The following is an 18,332-nucleotide window of genomic DNA, read 5'->3' as shown; positions in this document are numbered from 1 at the left end:
ATTAGGTGATAGGATGAAAGAAACATTTTTAGGTGTCCATGTTTGTGGATACACGTATGAACAGCTTGTGGCAAAATTAATGGAAGACATTGATCGTAACCGTAAATCGTTTATCGTTGCGATTAACCCTGAGAAAATTATGAAAGCCCAGCGAGATGACCGATTGCGGGAATTGCTGAATCAAGCGACATACCCTATCCCGGACGGGATAGGGGTGGTTTTCGCTTCCATCTTGAAAGGTGGAAGCATTCGGTCGCGAGTAACGGGAATTGATATGATGCTCCGCTTATGCCAAGAAGCGGCTGCCCGAGGAAAAAAAATTTTCCTTTACGGGGCAAAGCCGGGAGTAGCCGATGAGGCAAAGCGGAGATTGGAAGAAATGTTTCCGGGAATTCAAATTGTCGGAACCATGCATGGGTATGAGAAAGATGAACAGGTAATCAAAGACGCAATCAATCAATCGGGAGCAGACATTTTGTTTGTCGCGTTAGGAAGCCCTGCCCAAGAATATTGGATCGTCAATCATATGCATTCGCTGGCCCCAAAAGTATATCAAGGAGTTGGTGGGTCTTTTGACGTCATTTCTGGAAGGTTAAAAAGAGCTCCTCACCTCGTTCAAAAGCTAGGATTAGAATGGCTGTACCGCTTGCTGAAAGAACCGTGGCGTTGGAAGCGGCAGCTTGCGCTTCCGAAATTTCTTATTAAAGTGATTAGGGAATAGAAGGGATAGTATGTCAAAATTACGCATTGCGAGCATCCTGTTTTTGCTATCCACCTTTTTCTTGAAATTTTCGAGCATGTTTCGTGATATGATCATCGCCAAATTATTCGGCAACTCTTATGTCACCGATGCTTATATCGCGGCGATGACCATCCCCAATGCGCTTATTTTGTTTATGTTGACAGGGATGAAAGATGCCTTTTTGCCTAGCTATTATAAGTACTCTCAGCTAGGGAAAGGTTTTTCTCATTTAACGAATATCGTAAAGGGAACATTTTGGATTTCGTTTGTCATCTCTGTCGCCGGAGCGCTTCTTTCGCCATTTGTCATTCCAAAGCTATATCCAGATTTTAATAGCCATGGAACACAAATTGCTATATGGACGGCAGTTATTTATTTTCTGTCAGTGGCCCTTGTCGGTGTCAATGCGGTTTTTGAAGGATATTTTGATGCCCAAAAAATGTTTTCATTTTCAACATTTTCCCAAACGATTGTAGTGCTATGTACGATTGGCGGCGCGCTGTTTCTTCATCACCAAATGGGGATTTATTCCGTGCCGTTTGGCTATTTTGTCGGAACGGTTTTCTCTTTCTTAATCAAGCTGTTTTATTTAGGACCGCGCCGGTTTATCGACTGGAAGCAGCCGATGGATCGAGAAGAAATTATCTCGTTTTACCGTATATTTTTGCCAATCGGGCTAACGATCGCGGTCGGCCAAGTAAACTTGTTTGTGAATACATTGTTTGCAGCTCGTCTTGGCGAAGGGGCTGTATCTACTCTAAACTATGCGTTTCGTCTCGTAAGTATTCCGCAGGCGATTTTTGGAGTGACCATCGCTACGATTGTGTTTCCGTTGTTAGCGGAGGCAAGAACGAAAAACGACATGGCTCTGTTTAGAGTCGGTATCGAAAAAGGACTTACGTACATGTTTCTATTTTTGGCGCCGACGGTAGCCGGGATGCTCGTGCTGATGAAAGAGTGCGTCCAGATTGTATATGAACGGGGCGCGTTTACGGCGAGTGCGACCGCCCAAACAAGTGAATATGCGTTTTTATATATCGGTTCTGTTCTTTTTTACAGCATTCAAGCTGTCATAGCGAAGGGTTTTTATACGTTGGAAAAAGGACATTACATGTTGAGAGCAGGAATTGTTTCGATTATTGCCAACATTATTTTTAATGCGATTTTTTCCAGCATAATAGGAGCGGCAGGTTTGGCTTTATCTGCGTCCTTTGTCGGTTTAGTATATTCGCTGATTACGTTTACGACGCTTTATAAGATTTCAGGTGGATTTCGTCTTTCGGTGATTGGGAAGGAATATGGGAAAATTACACTTAGTACGCTCGCAATGGTAGCTGCACTGCTTTTTATGAAATACGAATTGCATATCGATCGGCTTGCTATCATACCGTACTTAGCGGTCATGATTGTGTCGGGGGCAGCGATATACTTTGTGGCATTATGGGTGTTTAAGGTACAGTCCGTTAAAGAAATTTTGGCGAAAAGGAGGAGTAAAGAAGTTTCTTAGAAGGAAACTGAAGAGCTATGAAACGACTAGGGATGCTGCGAAAGTGGAATAACGAGATTGATTCATTTTCACCATATTTTTTCTTTCCTTTTATTTTGATTCTTTATTTTTTTGTTAGTTTATTTGACTTTGGAAAAATAGAATATTTCGAAGCAAACCGGAATATTTTATGGGCCATTTTAGTCGGGATGCTTTCTTATTTAGCAGCTGTTCATATTGTACAAAAGAAAAATTGGATGTTTCCTTCCTTGGGGCTGGCCTTTTTAAAGGGAAAAACGAAGTATTTTCTGTATTTCCTTGGCTTCATCGGCTTAGTTAGTTACATTATTATGCTTGCAACAGGACAAATTGGGATTACGGATGAATCGGTGCGCAGGCATTTAGATCCGAAGTTAAATTTTTTAAGTTCGTTTTTATGGTTTTCTGTTCTGTTTCTTATTTGTGACCGCGCCGTTCGCGAGTATCCGTTTACAAAGAAGCAGATGCGCACGTATTTTTTTGTGTTGGCCGTCGTTTTACTGCTTTTAGTGTTAATGGGATATCGGACACCGATTGCCATTATGTGCTTCACATGTTTGATTGTTGTCCACTATACGATTCGGCGCGTTAAGCTGTCATGGCTGTTGGCATTTTTATTTATTGTTGGTTTGTCTCTTTCATTATTCGGATTTTTCCGTGTCATTACGGAGGACCAGTCGAAAAAATTTAACAGCCATGAAGGGCCAAATGTGGAGTTAAACGAAGAGCAAATGAGCAGAGATGAGGCTCTTCGTCGCAAAATTGATGAAACGCCGAAATGGGTTCGCGGTTTAACGGAAGTGAGCGTAACTGGCCGAATTGTGTTAAGCAAATTAATGGAATATGCCGATGAGCATGGATATATGTATGGAAAGCTTCATGAAGGAATATTTTCCACGGTTTTGCCGGGTAAGCAGCTATCGCCTCGCATGCAGATCACAGAAATGGTAAACTCGCTTACGGTAGATAAAGGAAAATATGTGACGCGCCCGGGAAGAACCACCACGCCGACTTTGCTTGGACAATTTTATGTCGAGGCAGGCTATTTGGCGATTATCATTGGATTTGCCCTGTATGGCTTGATTTTGTCGATGTTGTATAACCAGATGAAGCAGTCGGGATTTGCCTCGTTTCAAACGATTGCGTATGCGTTTATCACTACGATTTTTATGATTTCCATCCATACAGGTTTGCTAGATTTATTGTTTTTGTTGATGATTGGCTATGCTATTGTTTCCAGCGCAATTGAAAGAACGAGGACAAACATCTAAAAAAGTCATTGTTATATAAAGACGTCAATGGTAAAATATACTTATAAGAAAGAAAATATTATTTCCTTCTGTAGCAATATACAACAGAGACCTCGGTTGGTAGCCTCTGGAAAACCGTCTATCTTTAGATAGACGGTTTTTTCTATGAATATATTTGTTTTCATCAAAAAAGGGCTCTCTATACGAGAACCCCTTTTTTCTTTACGATTGTGAAGAAGAAGACGGCAATGATACTTTCCATGAACGAAAATCCGGATTTTCCTTCGTGACTAGCGATTTTGGGAAAATAAACGTCCACGGCTTGCTTGTATTTGCTTTCACTTCAAAGTTATCAAGGGAAAACGCGCCGCTGGCGACGATATCCCCGCTTGCATCATGCACTTGCAGTGGTAACTGCTGAATATGAATGTTTTTGTCGCTTCCATTGCGAATTAGCAATGTGACATGAAGATCTCCTTGTTCCGTCTGCCGAATTTGCAGCCCCATAAAATTGACTTCTCCTGGTTTAGGAGGCTGTATGGATTGAACGAGTGATTGCAATTTTTCTTTGTCTTCCGCCGCTAAACTTTTCTCCCAGCTTTCTTCTAAATCGAGGGAGTGGCGTTTTTGTTTTGGCAATTCGAAGGCGAGCTTCCAATCGACAAGCGGTATTTCGGAAGCTTGGATCGTTTCTTGCTCAAATAAAAACTTCCATGGGCGGCTGCTGCGCGGCGGAATTTCCCCAAGTTCCGACAAGTCGAACACCTTACGGGCAAGCACTTCGTTGTTTGGGCCAAGCAATACAAGCGGAGTTGGTTCGAATTTAATCGGACGGGACAAGCTGTTCCGGACAAAGGCGGTAACGACATATCCTTGCGGCACCTGTTTTATATCAATGCCGGATAAAGAAATTTGGTTTTCTTTCAGCGGCCGTTGTTCATTATTCAAAAATTGATAATAGTAGCGTTCTTCTACGCTTACGTTCCACGATGGATGGAATGACAGCTCGGTTTTGACTTCTTCAGCGCCAGAGCCTGAGTCTGTATCGCTGCTTCCTAATAGCTCGCTTGCTTCCACGATGCTGTCACGTTCGTCTTTTTGCTGTTTTTGTCTTTTAAAAAATGATAGCATAATAAATTCCCTCCATAATAGTTTAGGGTGTTTTCCGGCACTTTAGCTGGAGGCGGTTTTTGGCGCGACCTCCTGCGCGAGACGGCGGCAAACATCCGCTTCAATTTGACGATACGTATATACGAAAAGCTCGAATCCTTCGCGCTGATATTGACGAATTGGATCTTCCTGGCTGTAATGGCGCAGGCCGATTCCTTCTTTTAAACGCTCCATCGCATCCAGATGATTCAGCCAGTGGTAATCGACAATCGAAAGCAAGGAAGGTCTGATTTCCGACAATACTCGTTCGGCGTCATCCATTGTCTCCAAATAATGAATATATTGTTCTAATGAGTGCTGGACGCTGTTTTTTACGTCTTCTATATCATTAATGTTTTCCGAAAGACAAACGGCAGGAAAAGGAATGATTTCATGAAGCCGTTCGGAAAGCTCTCCCAAATTCCATTCTTCTGGAAGCATCTCGATTGGGCAATGCTGCTCGATTTCATATGGAACGTATTCACGAAGCATATCAATCATCAACGGAATCAGACGGTCGTTTTCGAGAATGCGGTTGCGCAATCGGTAAATCGCTGTTCGCTGGTCGTTCAACACATCGTCGAGCTTTAAGTTATATTCGCGAATCGAGAAGTTGGTTCCTTCGCAAATGCGCTGAACGCGGTCGACAAACTCATGAATGTCTTTATTTAAAATTTCGCCATTTTCATCTGTTTTTGCTTTTTTGATCCATTTTTCCGTTTCTTCTTTGGCAAAACGGCGGAACATGTCGTCCTCTAAAGAGATGAAAAACTGAGAACGTCCTGGATCTCCTTGTCGGCCGGCCCGGCCTTTTAACTGATTGTCAATGCGCCGCGACTCATGGCGTTCCGTACCGAGTACAAACAGCCCGCCAAGTTCGGCCACTCCTTCGCCAAGCATGATGTCTGTCCCGCGGCCCGCCATGTTTGTCGCGATGGTGATTTGCCCTTTTTGTCCGGCCAACGCGATAAGCTGGGCTTCTTGTTCGATTGTTTTCGCGTTTAATAGGCGAAACGGCAGATTTTCCGCTTCTAAATATTTGGCGACTTTTTCCGACTGCAAAATGGACGTTGTTCCAATTAAAATCGGCTGGCCTGTCGCATGAACTCGTTTTGCTTCTTTCGCGACCGCTTTATACTTTTGATCGATCGTCAAAAAGACGCGGTCCGGCTCATCGACGCGGATGACCGGTTTGTTCGTCGGAATTTGCACGACATCCATGCCATAGAGTGTTTGAAATTCCTTTTCTTCCGTTTTGGCTGTTCCCGTCATGCCCGATAAAATCGGATAAAGACGGAAGTAGTTTTGAATCGTAATCGATGCCTGTGTTTTATTTTCTTCGGTTAGTTCGAGCCCTTCTTTTGCTTCGATGGCTTGATGAAGACCGTTGCTTAAGCTTCGTCCTTCCATCGGCCTTCCGGTGAACATGTCGATTAATATAACTTTTCCGTCTTTGACGATATAGTCGACATCGCGCTGAAATAAAACGTGGGCGCGCAATGCTTGAATAACATAATGATATAAAGTTTGATGCTCTAAATCATACAAGTTGTCGATGCCAAAGCCGCGTTCGATTTTGGCGATTCCTTCTTCCGTCAAGTTCGTTGCTTTTGTTTCTTCATCATAATAATAGTCGACGTCACGTTGAAATGTTTTGACAATGCGGGCGCATAAATAGCTTAGCTCGGAGCTGACTCCCGTTTTGCCGGCGATAATGAGAGGAGTTTTTGCTTCGTCAATAAGAACGCTGTCGATTTCGTCAATAATCGCGTAGTGAAACGGCCGCTGTACACGCTGGGATACATCGTAAACCATGTTGTCCCGCAAATAATCAAAGCCGAACTCGCTGCCGATTCCATATGTAATATCCGCCTGATATGCCGCCTTTTTCTCCTCCGTATCCATCATCGGGAGGTTCAGCCCGACCGTCAGTCCTAAAAATTCATGAATTTGTCCAATCAATTCGCGGTCCCGTCTGGCTAAATATTCGTTTACAGTAATGACATGCACTCCTTTTCCTTCCAAAGCGCGCAAATAGCTCGGCAATGATGCGACGAGCGTTTTTCCTTCACCTGTCGGCATTTCGGCAATGTTTCCTTCCGCCAGCACAAGTCCGCCGATCAGCTGTACATCGAAATGGCGCATGCCGAGCACCCGTTTCGATGCTTCACGCACCACCGCGAACGCTTCTGCCTGAATATCGAATACTGTTTTTCCGTTGGCGAGTTCATTTTTAAAATAAGCTGTTTTTTCTCGCAGCTCTTGATCAGATAGTTTTGCAATCTTTGGTTCTAGTGCGTTAATATGATCAACAATTTTATAGTAATGCTTCAACCGTCTCTCATCACTGTTGAATATCTTTTTTACATAAGACAACATTCTACAAGTCTCCTCCACACATGTCGAATCATCACTTAATCTAGTATATCATTGTTTGTTTTGCGTTTCACCTTAAATCTTCATCTGCAACATTGCAGGGTTGTAACATGTTTCCTGTTTTCGGAAAAACAAGATTTGGAGAATGGCTGCTGATCTCCGCGGCGCCAATTCAACGGCTTGAAGATCAACGGGATAAAAACAGCCATAATGGTGCGAGTTCCTCATTGTTTGCAGCAGATTATGCGTATTTATTCGCAATTTTGCCACTTTCCAGCACTATTATTCATTTTTCGAGGAAAAATTTATAAAACTATGAAACTTTTTCTTATGATTTACGTTATAATAATAATGAATAGTGTAAAAAATTAATAGAAATGGGGGACTTTAATGAAAAAATGGAAAAAAACAGCCGTTTCGCTTGGGCTTGCGTCCGCGCTTGTCTTGCCTAGCTTTGCCCAGGCGTCCACAATGCCGCCGTTGGAGCAATGGAAGAAGCAACATGCCCAGCAACATGCCGCAAAGGCCCGGCTCGCTTATCAGCAGCTGAAAGAGGCGAAAGACCAAATCAGCGAAGATACGCTGATCGTCAAGTACAAAGAGAAAATTCCTGCCAGCGTCCATCGCAGCCTTGGCGCAACGTTGAAAAAATCGTTTCCGCAGTTAGGTTATGATGTCGTCACAGTGCAAAAAGGAAAAACGGCGAAAGAAGTGATACGCTCCTATGCTAAGCTGAAAGCTGTGAAGAGTGTCACGCCTAGTTTTACATATAAAAAGGTTAGCACGAACGATCCGAAAAACGATAAAATGTACCCGCTTTCGTTATTGCAGATCGATAAAGCACTGCAGCTTGCCGGCAAACATAGCGTAACGGTGGCGGTCATTGACAGCGGTGTGGATACGAAGCATCCCGATTTAAAGGCCCAGCTGCTTCCAGCATATAATGCAGTCAATCCGGCAGGCCCGGTAGTGAAAGATATTCACGGAACACATGTTGCCGGGATTATCGGGGCGACCGCCAACAACGGTGTTGGCGCACATGGCATTAATCCTAATGTAAAAATTTTGCCGATCGACGTGTTTAACGGTGAATGGGGCGCGAGCGACTATGTGATTGCCCAAGGTATTTTATACGCGATTGAAAAAGGAGCCAAAGTCATCAACATGAGCCTTGTCGGCTACTTTAACTCCCCGATTTTGGAAGATGCGGTAAAAAAAGCGATTGACGCCGGCGTTACCGTCGTTGCGTCAGCGGGCAACGAAGCAACCGATGAGTATGCCGTCCCGGCATCGTATGAAGGCGTCATTAGCGTCGGAGCGACCGACAGCAAAAACCATTTAGCAAACTTTTCTAACTACGGCCCATCCGTGGATATTGTCGCGCCGGGCGTCGATGTTTACAGCACCGTTTATGATCCGACAAAAGGCGCATCCTTTGCGGAATTAAGCGGAACATCGATGGCTTCTCCGGTTGTGGCGGGCGTGGCGTCGCTCATTTTATCCAAATATCCGGACTTAAAGCCGTATGAAGTGGAGGCAATTTTAGAAAAAACGGCGACCGATCTTGGAGAAAAAGGTTATGATCTTAAATATGCGAACGGCCTTGTCAATCCGGTTGCCGCGCTGAACTTTGACATAAAGAAATTGCCGAAAAAAGAAACGTGGAGCGATGAAGCAATTCTCGCCAAAGCTGCTCCGCTGCAGCTGACGGAAGAAACAACAACAAAAACGGGAAGCTTAACAGCACCGGAACAAATCGACTGGCTGAAGGTGGATGTTAACGCCGGGGAAAGCATCCAAGCCGTGCTGGAAGGTGCAGAAGATTACGATTACAAGCTGATCTTGCGCTTCTACCCTGAAGGCAAAAAACAATCCGAAAAGCCAATCAATGTCAATGACACGCGCGCTGGAGAAATAGAAGGAAAATTGTTTACAGCAAAAGAAAACGGCACGCTTGTCATCGGCGTCACGGATGCGAATGGCAACTATAGCACGCAAGGAAAATCGGAGTACACGCTAACACTGCAAAAATTAACAACGCTGGCGGAGGACAATTCCACGAAAGACAATCCTGTTGCCATTGAACAGCTTCCTTTTGACAGCGACAAGTCAGAATTCGCGCCATTTACTTTCATCCCGGAAAAAGAAGGGGAAGTGGATCACGATTACTTCACATTTAAAGTGGAAGAACCGACAACAGTGAAGCTGAATCTTTCGCCAGTTCCGGGCATTAATTCGACAATCAGCGTTTACTTAGCGGAAGACTTCTATCATCCGGCTGATGCCGAGAATGGCCCATATCCGATTGTTCCACCAGTAAATAATAACGGCAGCGGAAAAGGCGAGACAGTCACGTTTGAAGCAGATCCGGAAATGGAATATGTCATTGAAGTGGCAAGCGAACCGCCGCTCGATTTTTGGTACTATGGCTTGTCTCCGCAATCCTCCGGCGCAAATGGTGATACGCCAGCGTCCGCCATTCCGTACCGTTTAACGGTGGAGCCGGTAACCATGCCGCCGGATGAAGATGGATATCCGCTGACAGATGATGAGGAAGAACCGGCGCCATCGGAAGAGACGACTCCGGCTGAAGAAGCGCAGCTAAACAAAAAAGCGAAAGAAAAGAAAGATATTATTATAATAATAGAAGATAACGGCCCGTTGTCTTTCGAAAAAGAAGACATACAGCATATAAAAGAAAATGCGCTTCCTTACAGCCTTGGCGATAAGCAGTCGGCGCATATCCAATTTGGCGAAGACCGCGATTTTTACAAGCTGTCTTCTGTCGATGACACAGCGGTTTACCGCTTTACATTTGATGTGCCGGATGACATGCAGCCAGAGGCGGTAGTGTATGAATATGACCCGAAACAAGACGACTTATATCCTATCAGCGAATTTAACGGCTATGACTACTTTACGGGCCAAGAGACAAACACGTTCACGCTATTTTTAGAAAAAGGAAAACAATATTATTTATCGGTTGCCAATGGCCGTTACCAACCGTCTGCTGATCCATATACATTTACATCGGAAAAATTAATGGATGCGCCGAAAGACGTGAATGAAAACAATAATGAGCCAATCCGCGCGACGGTCGTTCAGCCGAACAAGGCTGTGACAGGCAATTTCGCGTTGAACAATGATGAGGATATATACTATTACAAACACCGTGCCAATGACGACATATTCACATTCTTTGCGCGCCCGGATAAATTGGCAAACAAAGCAAGCTTGCCGGCTGAATTGCAAGGCACGCTAATTCCGATTGCGACAGTGGTGGAAGATACGAATGGAAACATGTCCATTGATGACGAAGAAGCGGGGAAAATGGTTGAATTTTGGCCGACCGGACTCAATCCGCTGTACGATGTGAACGGTTCGTTTAAAGCGAAGAAAAACACAGGCTATTTCTTTATCATAAACAGCTATCTGTACGATGGACTAACGCTTCAATCATACCGATTCGGCATTGAAACGCTGCCGAAAAAAGATGAAGATGCGGGATCTGTGGTGAAAAACAACGTGCCATCCAAACCGCTCAGTTTGAAACAGTCGGGAAATACGTTCAAAGCGACAGGCTATTTGAACGCGTCCGTCGATTACGGCGATAAAGACTATTATGTGTTTACCGCGGCGAAAGACGGCAAATTTACCGTCCAGCTTGCTGGCGGCGTTACGATGGATGGCGTCATCTCCATTTATAATGAAAAAGGCGGGCTTGTGCAAACATTCGACTATTATGGCGAAGGCGACAGCGAAATTGCTGCTGTTACTTTGAAAAAAGGAAAATACTACATCGTTGTGGAAGATAGTTTTGCCCGCCCAAGCGCGCAGCCATATACGCTTTCGGTTTCACCAGTAAAATAAAATAATAATGAAGAAAAAAGATGCTTCCAAGCAAGACGCATTGGAGCATCTTTTTTCTTCCATCTTAATTTTTTGAATCTATGTTACTATGAAAATAGCAAACCGCAAAGGAGACGAGGCATATGCGCAAATATTCTTTCCTTCTTTTCTTTGCCATAGCGTTCATCTTTGGCGGAAAAACCGTTGATGCCCATGTCGTTGACCTCACCAATAAAGCCCAAGTGCAAAGCAACTATGAAGATTTTTACCCACTGATTGCCCGCTATAAAGGCACAAGCGGAGTGACCATTGAAAGTTACAGCTCGAAATGGCGCACGACAGCGCAATTAAAAGCGCTTGAGGCAGAACTTTTGGCGAACAAGCACGGCCCTGAGCTTTCCCTTCTTGGGAAAATCATGATTTTTCCTGATTATCCGGCAGGAGAAAACGTGCTCGGGCAATACTTCGCCGAATACCAAATCGGAAAGACGCTGTCGCTATTGCCCAACCGGGTCATCCATTTATATGGCGGAAATGAATTAACGACCGTTGCGCAAATGGCGACAACGCTTGCTCATGAATACGGACATCATTTTACCTATTATTATTTAATCAACAAAGAGCAGCTGAAGCCGGCTGATTGGCTTCGCTCCAAATACGCCGCGGCGCGCGAATTGTTCCGTTACCCGTCCGTGCATGCGGACGGAAGCGGCGCTTACGAATGGTCGCTGCCGGAAATATTAGCGGAAGACTATGTGCAACTGTTCGGTTCGCCGCTTGCAGTTAAAGGGCATATGCAAATGAATGTCCACATTCCGACGCCGTTTGAGCTTTCCAGCCTGCAAGCATATTGGAAGCAGTGGCTTGGAAACAACTATGCCGTCCTGTCCCCGCTGCCGCTCCGCTTAACAGGCTATATGCCGGATCCGTCCGATGCATCATACTATCATTTGCGGCTTTATTTATACAGCCCGAAAGCGCCGGCATATATTAATGCGCAAGACGGCAATGGACGGTACGCTTCTGTTAACGTTGGCACGCGATCCGCGGGCGTATCGGAAAGCTGGTACCGCCCATCGGCGCTTTCTGATGACGTTTCATGGCTTTTTCAAAAAGATTGGAACGACCGCGTATTATTCCGCGCCGTTCTGCCTATGGCAAAAGGATTTAACCACGGCTCGGAAACGCTGGTTGTCAATTACCGCAACATTGCCGCAAGCGTCAGCTCCCGTCCGCTCTTTCCGGACGTTGAAGACGAAGAGACGAAGCAAGCCGTGAAACTATTGTATGACCGCGGAATCATCACAGGCTATGCGGACGGCACATTCCGGCCAAGCGAAAAGCTGCTGCGCCGCCACGCTGCAAGCATGCTTGTCCGCGCATTCAGCCTGGCATTGCCGGAAGGATATAAAGTGAAGGCAACGGATATGAAAGAAGGAGACATTGGATACAAAGAAATGGCCATTGCAGAGGCACACGGGCTGCTTGGACAAGGGGGAAAGCTCCGGCCGAATGAGTATATGACAAGAGCACAGATGGCGGTTGTGCTTGCCCGCGCTTGCTCCGATATATACAAACAGCCAGAGGTGCTGCGCCCGTTCCGGGACGTTCCGCCATCGTTTTGGGCATACAACGAAATCCAGACGCTCGCCTTTAATGGCATTACCGTCGCCGATCCGTTCCGCCCGAACGAGATGATAACAAGAGGGCAGTTTGCTTTATTTTTAAAACGAACGCTGGAAAAGAAATAGCCGCAAGGAGGCATCCCTTGCGGCTTTTTGTGCTACTGATGCATAGCGCGGTACAAAAAGGCGGCGAATTGCACGCGCGTGACGGGATCGTTTGGGCCAAACGAGCCATCCTCGCGCCCCGTCGCAATTCCTGCTGCCGCCAGTGCTTGAATGTCGCGAAACGCCCAAAAGCTTGGCGGCACATCGGTAAATGATTTTGCCGCAGCTGGCGGCTGTAAGCGAAATGCTCTCGTCAGTACCGCGGCCAGCTGCGCGCGCGTCAACGTGTCTTCCGGATGAAATTTTCCGTTGCTTCCGTTCATAATCCCTTGTTTTTGCACCGCCCGAATCGCTCCAAGCGCCCAGTAGCCGTCCGGCACATCATTAAACGGGACCGAGCGGTCAGACAAATTCAAATCCAGATACTCTGCCAAATACGCGGCGACTTCCGCGCGGGTAATCGGCTCGTCCGGCTTAAAGTAGCTGTCTTCATATCCGATGACAAGCTCTTGTTCCGACAGGGTGCGCACCTCATCGAACGCCCAATGGGACGGGGAAACATCTTGAAACTGCCCTGGCGCCAAGCGGTACGCTAGCACCCGCTTTGCCCCGATATATGTTTTTTTCCAATATGAATCATTCAGTGATGAAATCGTCACACCTTTGGAAGAAGAAGAATGAATAAACCGGTTGTTTCCTATGTATATTCCCGCATGGGAAACTCCTTTTCCGCTCGTATTGAAAAAGACGAGATCACCGACGCGCAAAGCGCTTTTGTCGACACGTTTGCCCATCCGGTACATATCGGCCGCCGTCCTTGGCGTATCAATGCCGATCGACTGGTAGACATGCCGGATGAATCCCGAGCAGTCGAATCCCTTAACCGTCGTGCCGCCCCACCGGTATGGGACGCCGATGTACTGCTTTGCCGCCGGAACGATGTGGTCGTAGTTCACGCTCGCTTCTGCTTGCTCGGCGCGAGCGCCTGCCGCGAAAACGCTCCCGCCGAGCAACAGAGCCAGGACCAATTGCCTGCGCATTTTCTCATCTCCTTTACTCGGGCGAAATTGTACGAATTTTGTCACTATCGCTAGTGTATCATAATCATTTTTTCTGAAACGTTACAGTTTCTTCTCGGAAACATTACAATTTTGTAACAAATTTTCAGTCATACCGTCTGCCAGCATCGCATATAGTAATCTTGTTGAAACGAAGGCGCATGATTTGAAAAAAACTCTTGCACGATATGTTATTTTTAGTAGAATATTAGCTAGGAAGAGAATTTTGTTTCTGTTTCATAGAAATAAATCGGCAGGAATACATTGACAAGATGCCTATAAAAAACTATACTAGTAATTGTTTAGTAGCTAAATTTAAGAGGGTTATGGGAAAAGTGTACATACAGCATGTCTCTTAAATTTAGTTTCTTATATGATAAATTCATCAGTTACACCATAAAAAGGGGAGGAAATAATACAGATGGCTTACCAACCAAAGTCTTACCGCAAATTTTTGGCTGGTTCTGTATCTGCTGCATTAGTTGCAACAGCGGTAGGTCCAGTTGTAGCCAACGCTGCATCGTTCAGTGACGTAAATCCGAACGATTCTCACGCAGCGAACATCAACGCTTTAGTGGAATTAGGTTACATTAAAGGGTTTACAGATGGCACGTTCAAACCATACCAAAGCATCACCCGCGGCCAAGTAGCAAAAATTTTCGCGCGTATCTTGACAGACCAAGGCTTTAAAGCGCCTGACAAAATCGAACAAGTATTCGACGATGTGCCGCTTGACGCAAAAGACCAAGAATTAGTTAAAGCAGCGGCAATCGTGAAAGCTGCTGGCGTTATGACAGGCAGCCAAGGTAAATTAAACCCTGCTCAAAACATCACTCGTGAGCAAATGGCGAAAGTGCTTGTTGAAGCATTTGATTTAACACGCCCAGCAGATTTCAAATCCAAAATCACTGACTTAGACAAAGCTGATCCGTCATTCCGTGACTACATCCAAACATTAGAAGCAAACGGAGTAACGGTTGTTACTGAATACAGACCAAAAGACAGCGTTACTCGTGCAGCATTTGCTTCGTTTGTAAAACGCGCGTTGGATGTTTCTGTAGTTACAGCAGATGACATCACTGCAGTAAAATTCGTTGATGAAAACACGTTAGAAGTAACATTCAACGGCGAATTAAAAGAAGTGAAAAAAGAAGACTTCGCAATCGAAGGTGTTGAAATCGACTCTGTTTCTATCAAAGCGGCAGCATCTGCTGAAGGCAAAACAACGGTTGTTGTCATCAAAACAAAAACGAAATTAGAAGAAGGCAAAACTTACACTGTTTCGTACAAAGGCAAAACTACTGACAAAGCAAAAGTAGAAGTGCCTGTTGTAACTCCTAAAGTTGAAAGTGTAAGTGCGATTGGTGCTAAAAAGTTAGAAGTTAAATTCAACAAAGCTGTTGACACAACAAAAGCTACATTTGAAGTGAAAAAAGGTTCTGTAAAAGTTAATACTGAAACCATCACATTTAATAATGAAAAAACTGCAGCCGTTATTGAACTAACAGGAAAATTAACAGCTGGCGAGTACACTGTGAACGTTACTGGCTTAACTGATCAAGCTTTAACAGCTACTACAACTGTTGAAAATGAAAGAGTTGAAACTGTAAAAATTTTAAGTGAAAATGCAGTTTTAGATAAAGATGGTAAAAAGGTCACTGTTGGTTATAAAGTAGAGAACCAATACGGTGAAGATATCACAGCTACAACTGCGTTAACAGCAACTGCAGCTGGTACAGTAGTTAACGGCAATGCAAATCCTTCAAAAGGTGTAGTTACTATACCTGTTAAAGAAGAGAGTGTTAAAGAAGGAGATTCAATTGTTTTAACACTTGTGCATGCCGCTACTGGAAAATCAGCTTCAGCAACGGTAAAAGTATCACCAAAAGCACAAGTTTCTGAAATTGCTATTACTGGTCTTTACAACAAAGATGGTAAGGCTCTAACTGAAACAACTGATCTTTCTAAAGATGCATTCTACTTATTGGTAGAAGGTAAAGATCAATATGGTAATGTAGTAGATGAAGCTGCTCTTGATGCTTCCAATGCTGTACTGATTAATAACACGAATCCTTTAATTGCTAAGGTAGCAACTGATTTTGAAACAATTAAAGTAAATGGAAAAGATGTAACAGCATTGAGACTAAATGGTCCAGTTACAGCCGGCGAAACGACTGTTATGCTGATCTCTACTGCGAGCGGTAAAAATGCTACATTTAAAGTGAAAGTAGCAGAAAGTCAACGTACTGATACAGTAACTTTTGAAGTTCCAGATTTAGTTGTAGCTAATGAAAAACTATTTGTGCCAATCCAAGTTCTTGATAAAGAAGGTAATCTTGTTACAGATGAAAAAGTTCTAAACGATGCAACAAGAGGTATTAAAGTATCTGGTGTTACAGATGCGAAAGTTAAAAAAGTAGATGGAAAAATTGGCGTAGAAGTTCCTGCTGAAAATGTTAAAGAAGGATACATTTCTTTAGTAGCAGTATCTTCTACTGGAAAATCTACTATTGCAAACATTCAAGTTAAAGCAGAAGCAAAACCTGTGCGGGTTGAAGGTGTAACATCTGACATTAAGACAACAGTTCTTACAGGTTCACCTGCTCAAACACTTTCTGTAGATAATGTGAAGATTATTGACCAATATGAGCGCGAAATGTCAGCCGACCAAAAAGCAAAATACTTTACTGGTGAAACACCTAAATACTCTTTAGTAATCACAGATGAAAAACCGAAAGACGGTGAAGGTGCAGTTAACATTATAAATGGGAACAAAATTGTTCCAATTGCTAAAGGTACAGAAAAAGTTACAATTTCAATCAAAGATGAAGTTAAAAATGAGGTACTTACAGGCAGCGAAAAATCAGTTACCTTCCGTGTAACAGATGGCACAGAGTATAAATCATACGAAGTGAAACCTGTCGGCACTGTGTATGATGAAGTAGCTGCTGGTAAAACTGATAATGATGCATATGATAAAGTAGTTGAAGTATATGGTGTGCTTGATGATGGAAGCAAAGTAAAGCTAGAACATGGAGTTGACTACACTGTTTCGTCTACAAATGCTAAATTAAATGCTGATGTTGCTGATGGAAAAATCGATGTTGATAAAGCATTCACATACGGAAAAGATGAAACAGAAATTAAACTTCCATTAACAGTTACAATCAATGCTACTGGTGAAAAACTTACACAAGAAGTGACAATTTCTAAAGAAACTCCAAAAGTAACAAAACTAGAAGTTGTGGCTAATGGTAAGGCTACTGATTTAGCTGCTGGTAAAACAGTTGCTGCACTCGAAAATGTTTCTTATGATGCGGCTAAGGTAAATGCTCCATTTGACTTCTCTGTTTTAGCTGGAGATGTTGCTGATATTGTCGTAACGGACCAATATGGCGTACGAGTTGTATTGACTGGATCTAACAATGAATTTCCTGATGGAACTAAATTTGTAAGCACGTTGACATTCAATAAAGTAGATGGCGAATTGGTATTTGTAAACAATGGTACTGCGTCTGCTAAAGTAACTGAAATTCCAAAAGACTCTGTGTTTAACGTAGTAGTATCTGCAGGTACTTTAACTGCAGCACCGGTTAAAGTAACAGCTACATCAGATTATTCTTATTCATCAGCTCAAGCTGCTGCACAAAAAGTAGTTGATGATGAAGCTGCTAAATATGAATCTGAAGTGACAATTCCTAAAACTACCAAAGCTGATGAAAATATTACTGCAGTTGTACAAAAATTGAAAAAAGATCAAATAAAAAACGATGGTGTAACTGTTGCTGTTAAATCAATTAAAGAAGATAAAGGTAAGTATTTAACTCTTACTGATGGAGTTCTAAAATTAGCTAAACAAGCTGCTAATGGTGCTACTGATAATACAGCTGTAATCGTATTAAGCTTTACTAAAGATGGTAAAGAAGCTACTAAAGAGGTTACTGTTAAAATCGAACCTCAAGATCAAAACGACGAAACTCAAGGTCAAAACTAATAATTTTGTAGGTTGGGTATCCATCACTGTCTGAGACGGTCCGAATAATGATGAAAGGTCTCGCGGAGAGAAATCTCTGCGGGGCTTTTCTTTTGTCTTCCTTTTTTATAAAATAAAGAAAAAAGAGCAAGAATCCTTGTTCTTGCCCTTATCTTGAATAAACAGCTAATAAATCAGAAAGTAAAGCAACAACACAAAACTAAAGGTTTATGCTAAAGTGTTAAAAGTAGACGTTCATAACCTTTAGATTAAAAGTAGACGTTCGTAATCCTTTAGAAACTGATAAAACTCTTGGTTATCCATTTCTCTTATTTCCTGAATGCTATAACCTAACCAGTTTTCATCTTCTTTATCAATTGGATCATTGCTATATACGACTTCTACTAATGATACGTTATTAAAACCGTAAACTACATAAACCGCATAAACAAAATTATGTCTATTTAATAATTCCTGTTTCGTTTGTTCAATCACTTTCTCATCGCCAAGAAAAATACGATAATCTACCCCTGTTTCATTTTCAAAAATCTCGGTAATATACTCTACGCAATATTCTGTGATAAAGCCCAGCCCCCGAAAGCAATAAAGTCCTTCGCCTTTCCAATGAATTTTCAAGCTCGATGTCCTCTAAATCTTCCTCGTCATAGTCATATTTATTT

11 protein-coding genes are annotated in these 18,332 nt (G+C 43.4%); 7 read left to right on the top strand and 4 right to left on the bottom strand.

Going from position 1 to position 18,332, the window contains the following annotated elements:
• Window positions 1-13 precede the first annotated feature (13 nt).
• From B9L23_RS18135 to B9L23_RS18125, 3 genes are read left to right on the top strand one after another with little or no spacing between them, the layout of a single operon-like run.
• A complete protein-coding gene (locus B9L23_RS18135; RefSeq protein WP_089098161.1) occupies window positions 14-721 on the top strand; it encodes a WecB/TagA/CpsF family glycosyltransferase in 708 nt (235 codons plus the stop codon).
• Between the two features lie 10 nt (window positions 722-731).
• A complete protein-coding gene (murJ, locus tag B9L23_RS18130; protein WP_089098160.1) occupies window positions 732-2,249 on the top strand; it encodes a murein biosynthesis integral membrane protein MurJ in 1,518 nt (505 codons plus the stop codon).
• Between the two features lie 17 nt (window positions 2,250-2,266).
• A complete protein-coding gene (locus B9L23_RS18125; RefSeq protein WP_089098159.1) occupies window positions 2,267-3,538 on the top strand; it encodes an oligosaccharide repeat unit polymerase in 1,272 nt (423 codons plus the stop codon).
• A 201-nt stretch (window positions 3,539-3,739) separates the two neighbouring features.
• Here the strand turns inward: B9L23_RS18125 and B9L23_RS18120 are convergent, their stop codons facing one another.
• Complete coding sequence (locus tag B9L23_RS18120; RefSeq protein ID WP_062677824.1) at window positions 3,740-4,648, bottom strand: accessory Sec system S-layer assembly protein; 909 nt, start codon at window positions 4,646-4,648, stop codon at window positions 3,740-3,742.
• A gap of 42 nt (window positions 4,649-4,690) precedes the next feature.
• Window positions 4,691-7,045 carry an accessory Sec system translocase SecA2 gene (gene secA2 / locus B9L23_RS18115; RefSeq protein WP_089098158.1) on the bottom strand — a complete coding sequence of 785 codons (2,355 nt, stop codon included), beginning with the start codon at window positions 7,043-7,045 and terminating at the stop codon, window positions 4,691-4,693.
• 107 nt (window positions 7,046-7,152) lie between these two features.
• Here secA2 and B9L23_RS18110 point away from each other — a divergent pair, with 107 nt between their 5' ends.
• The 3 genes from B9L23_RS18110 (at window position 7,153) to B9L23_RS18100 (ending at window position 12,642) form a co-directional block, all read left to right on the top strand.
• Window positions 7,153-7,353, top strand: coding sequence for a hypothetical protein (locus B9L23_RS18110; RefSeq protein WP_089098157.1), 201 nt, complete (start codon window positions 7,153-7,155; stop codon window positions 7,351-7,353).
• A gap of 79 nt (window positions 7,354-7,432) precedes the next feature.
• A complete protein-coding gene (locus B9L23_RS18105) occupies window positions 7,433-10,912 on the top strand; it encodes a S8 family serine peptidase (RefSeq protein ID WP_089098156.1) in 3,480 nt (1,159 codons plus the stop codon).
• 122 nt (window positions 10,913-11,034) lie between these two features.
• The gene (locus tag B9L23_RS18100; protein ID WP_089098155.1) at window positions 11,035-12,642 is read left to right on the top strand and encodes an S-layer homology domain-containing protein; all 1,608 of its coding nucleotides are present in this window, start codon (window positions 11,035-11,037) and stop codon (window positions 12,640-12,642) included.
• A 32-nt stretch (window positions 12,643-12,674) separates the two neighbouring features.
• On the opposite strand, the gene B9L23_RS18095 is transcribed toward B9L23_RS18100, so the two are convergent.
• A complete protein-coding gene (locus tag B9L23_RS18095; RefSeq protein WP_089098154.1) occupies window positions 12,675-13,661 on the bottom strand; it encodes a C40 family peptidase in 987 nt (328 codons plus the stop codon).
• A 439-nt stretch (window positions 13,662-14,100) separates the two neighbouring features.
• On the opposite strand from B9L23_RS18095, the gene B9L23_RS21240 reads away from it, so the two are divergent.
• A complete protein-coding gene (locus B9L23_RS21240; protein WP_245842456.1) occupies window positions 14,101-17,673 on the top strand; it encodes an S-layer homology domain-containing protein in 3,573 nt (1,190 codons plus the stop codon).
• A gap of 243 nt (window positions 17,674-17,916) precedes the next feature.
• Here B9L23_RS21240 and B9L23_RS18085 read toward each other — a convergent pair whose 3' ends face one another.
• Window positions 17,917-18,288 (bottom strand): hypothetical protein, encoded by a 372-nt coding sequence (locus B9L23_RS18085; RefSeq protein WP_089098153.1) that lies wholly within the window; start codon window positions 18,286-18,288, stop codon window positions 17,917-17,919.
• Window positions 18,289-18,332 lie beyond the last annotated feature (44 nt).

Source organism: Parageobacillus galactosidasius, assembly GCF_002217735.1.
GTDB classification, from domain to species: domain Bacteria; phylum Bacillota; class Bacilli; order Bacillales; family Anoxybacillaceae; genus Parageobacillus_B; species Parageobacillus_B toebii.
This window is presented reverse-complemented; position numbering and strand designations above follow the sequence as displayed.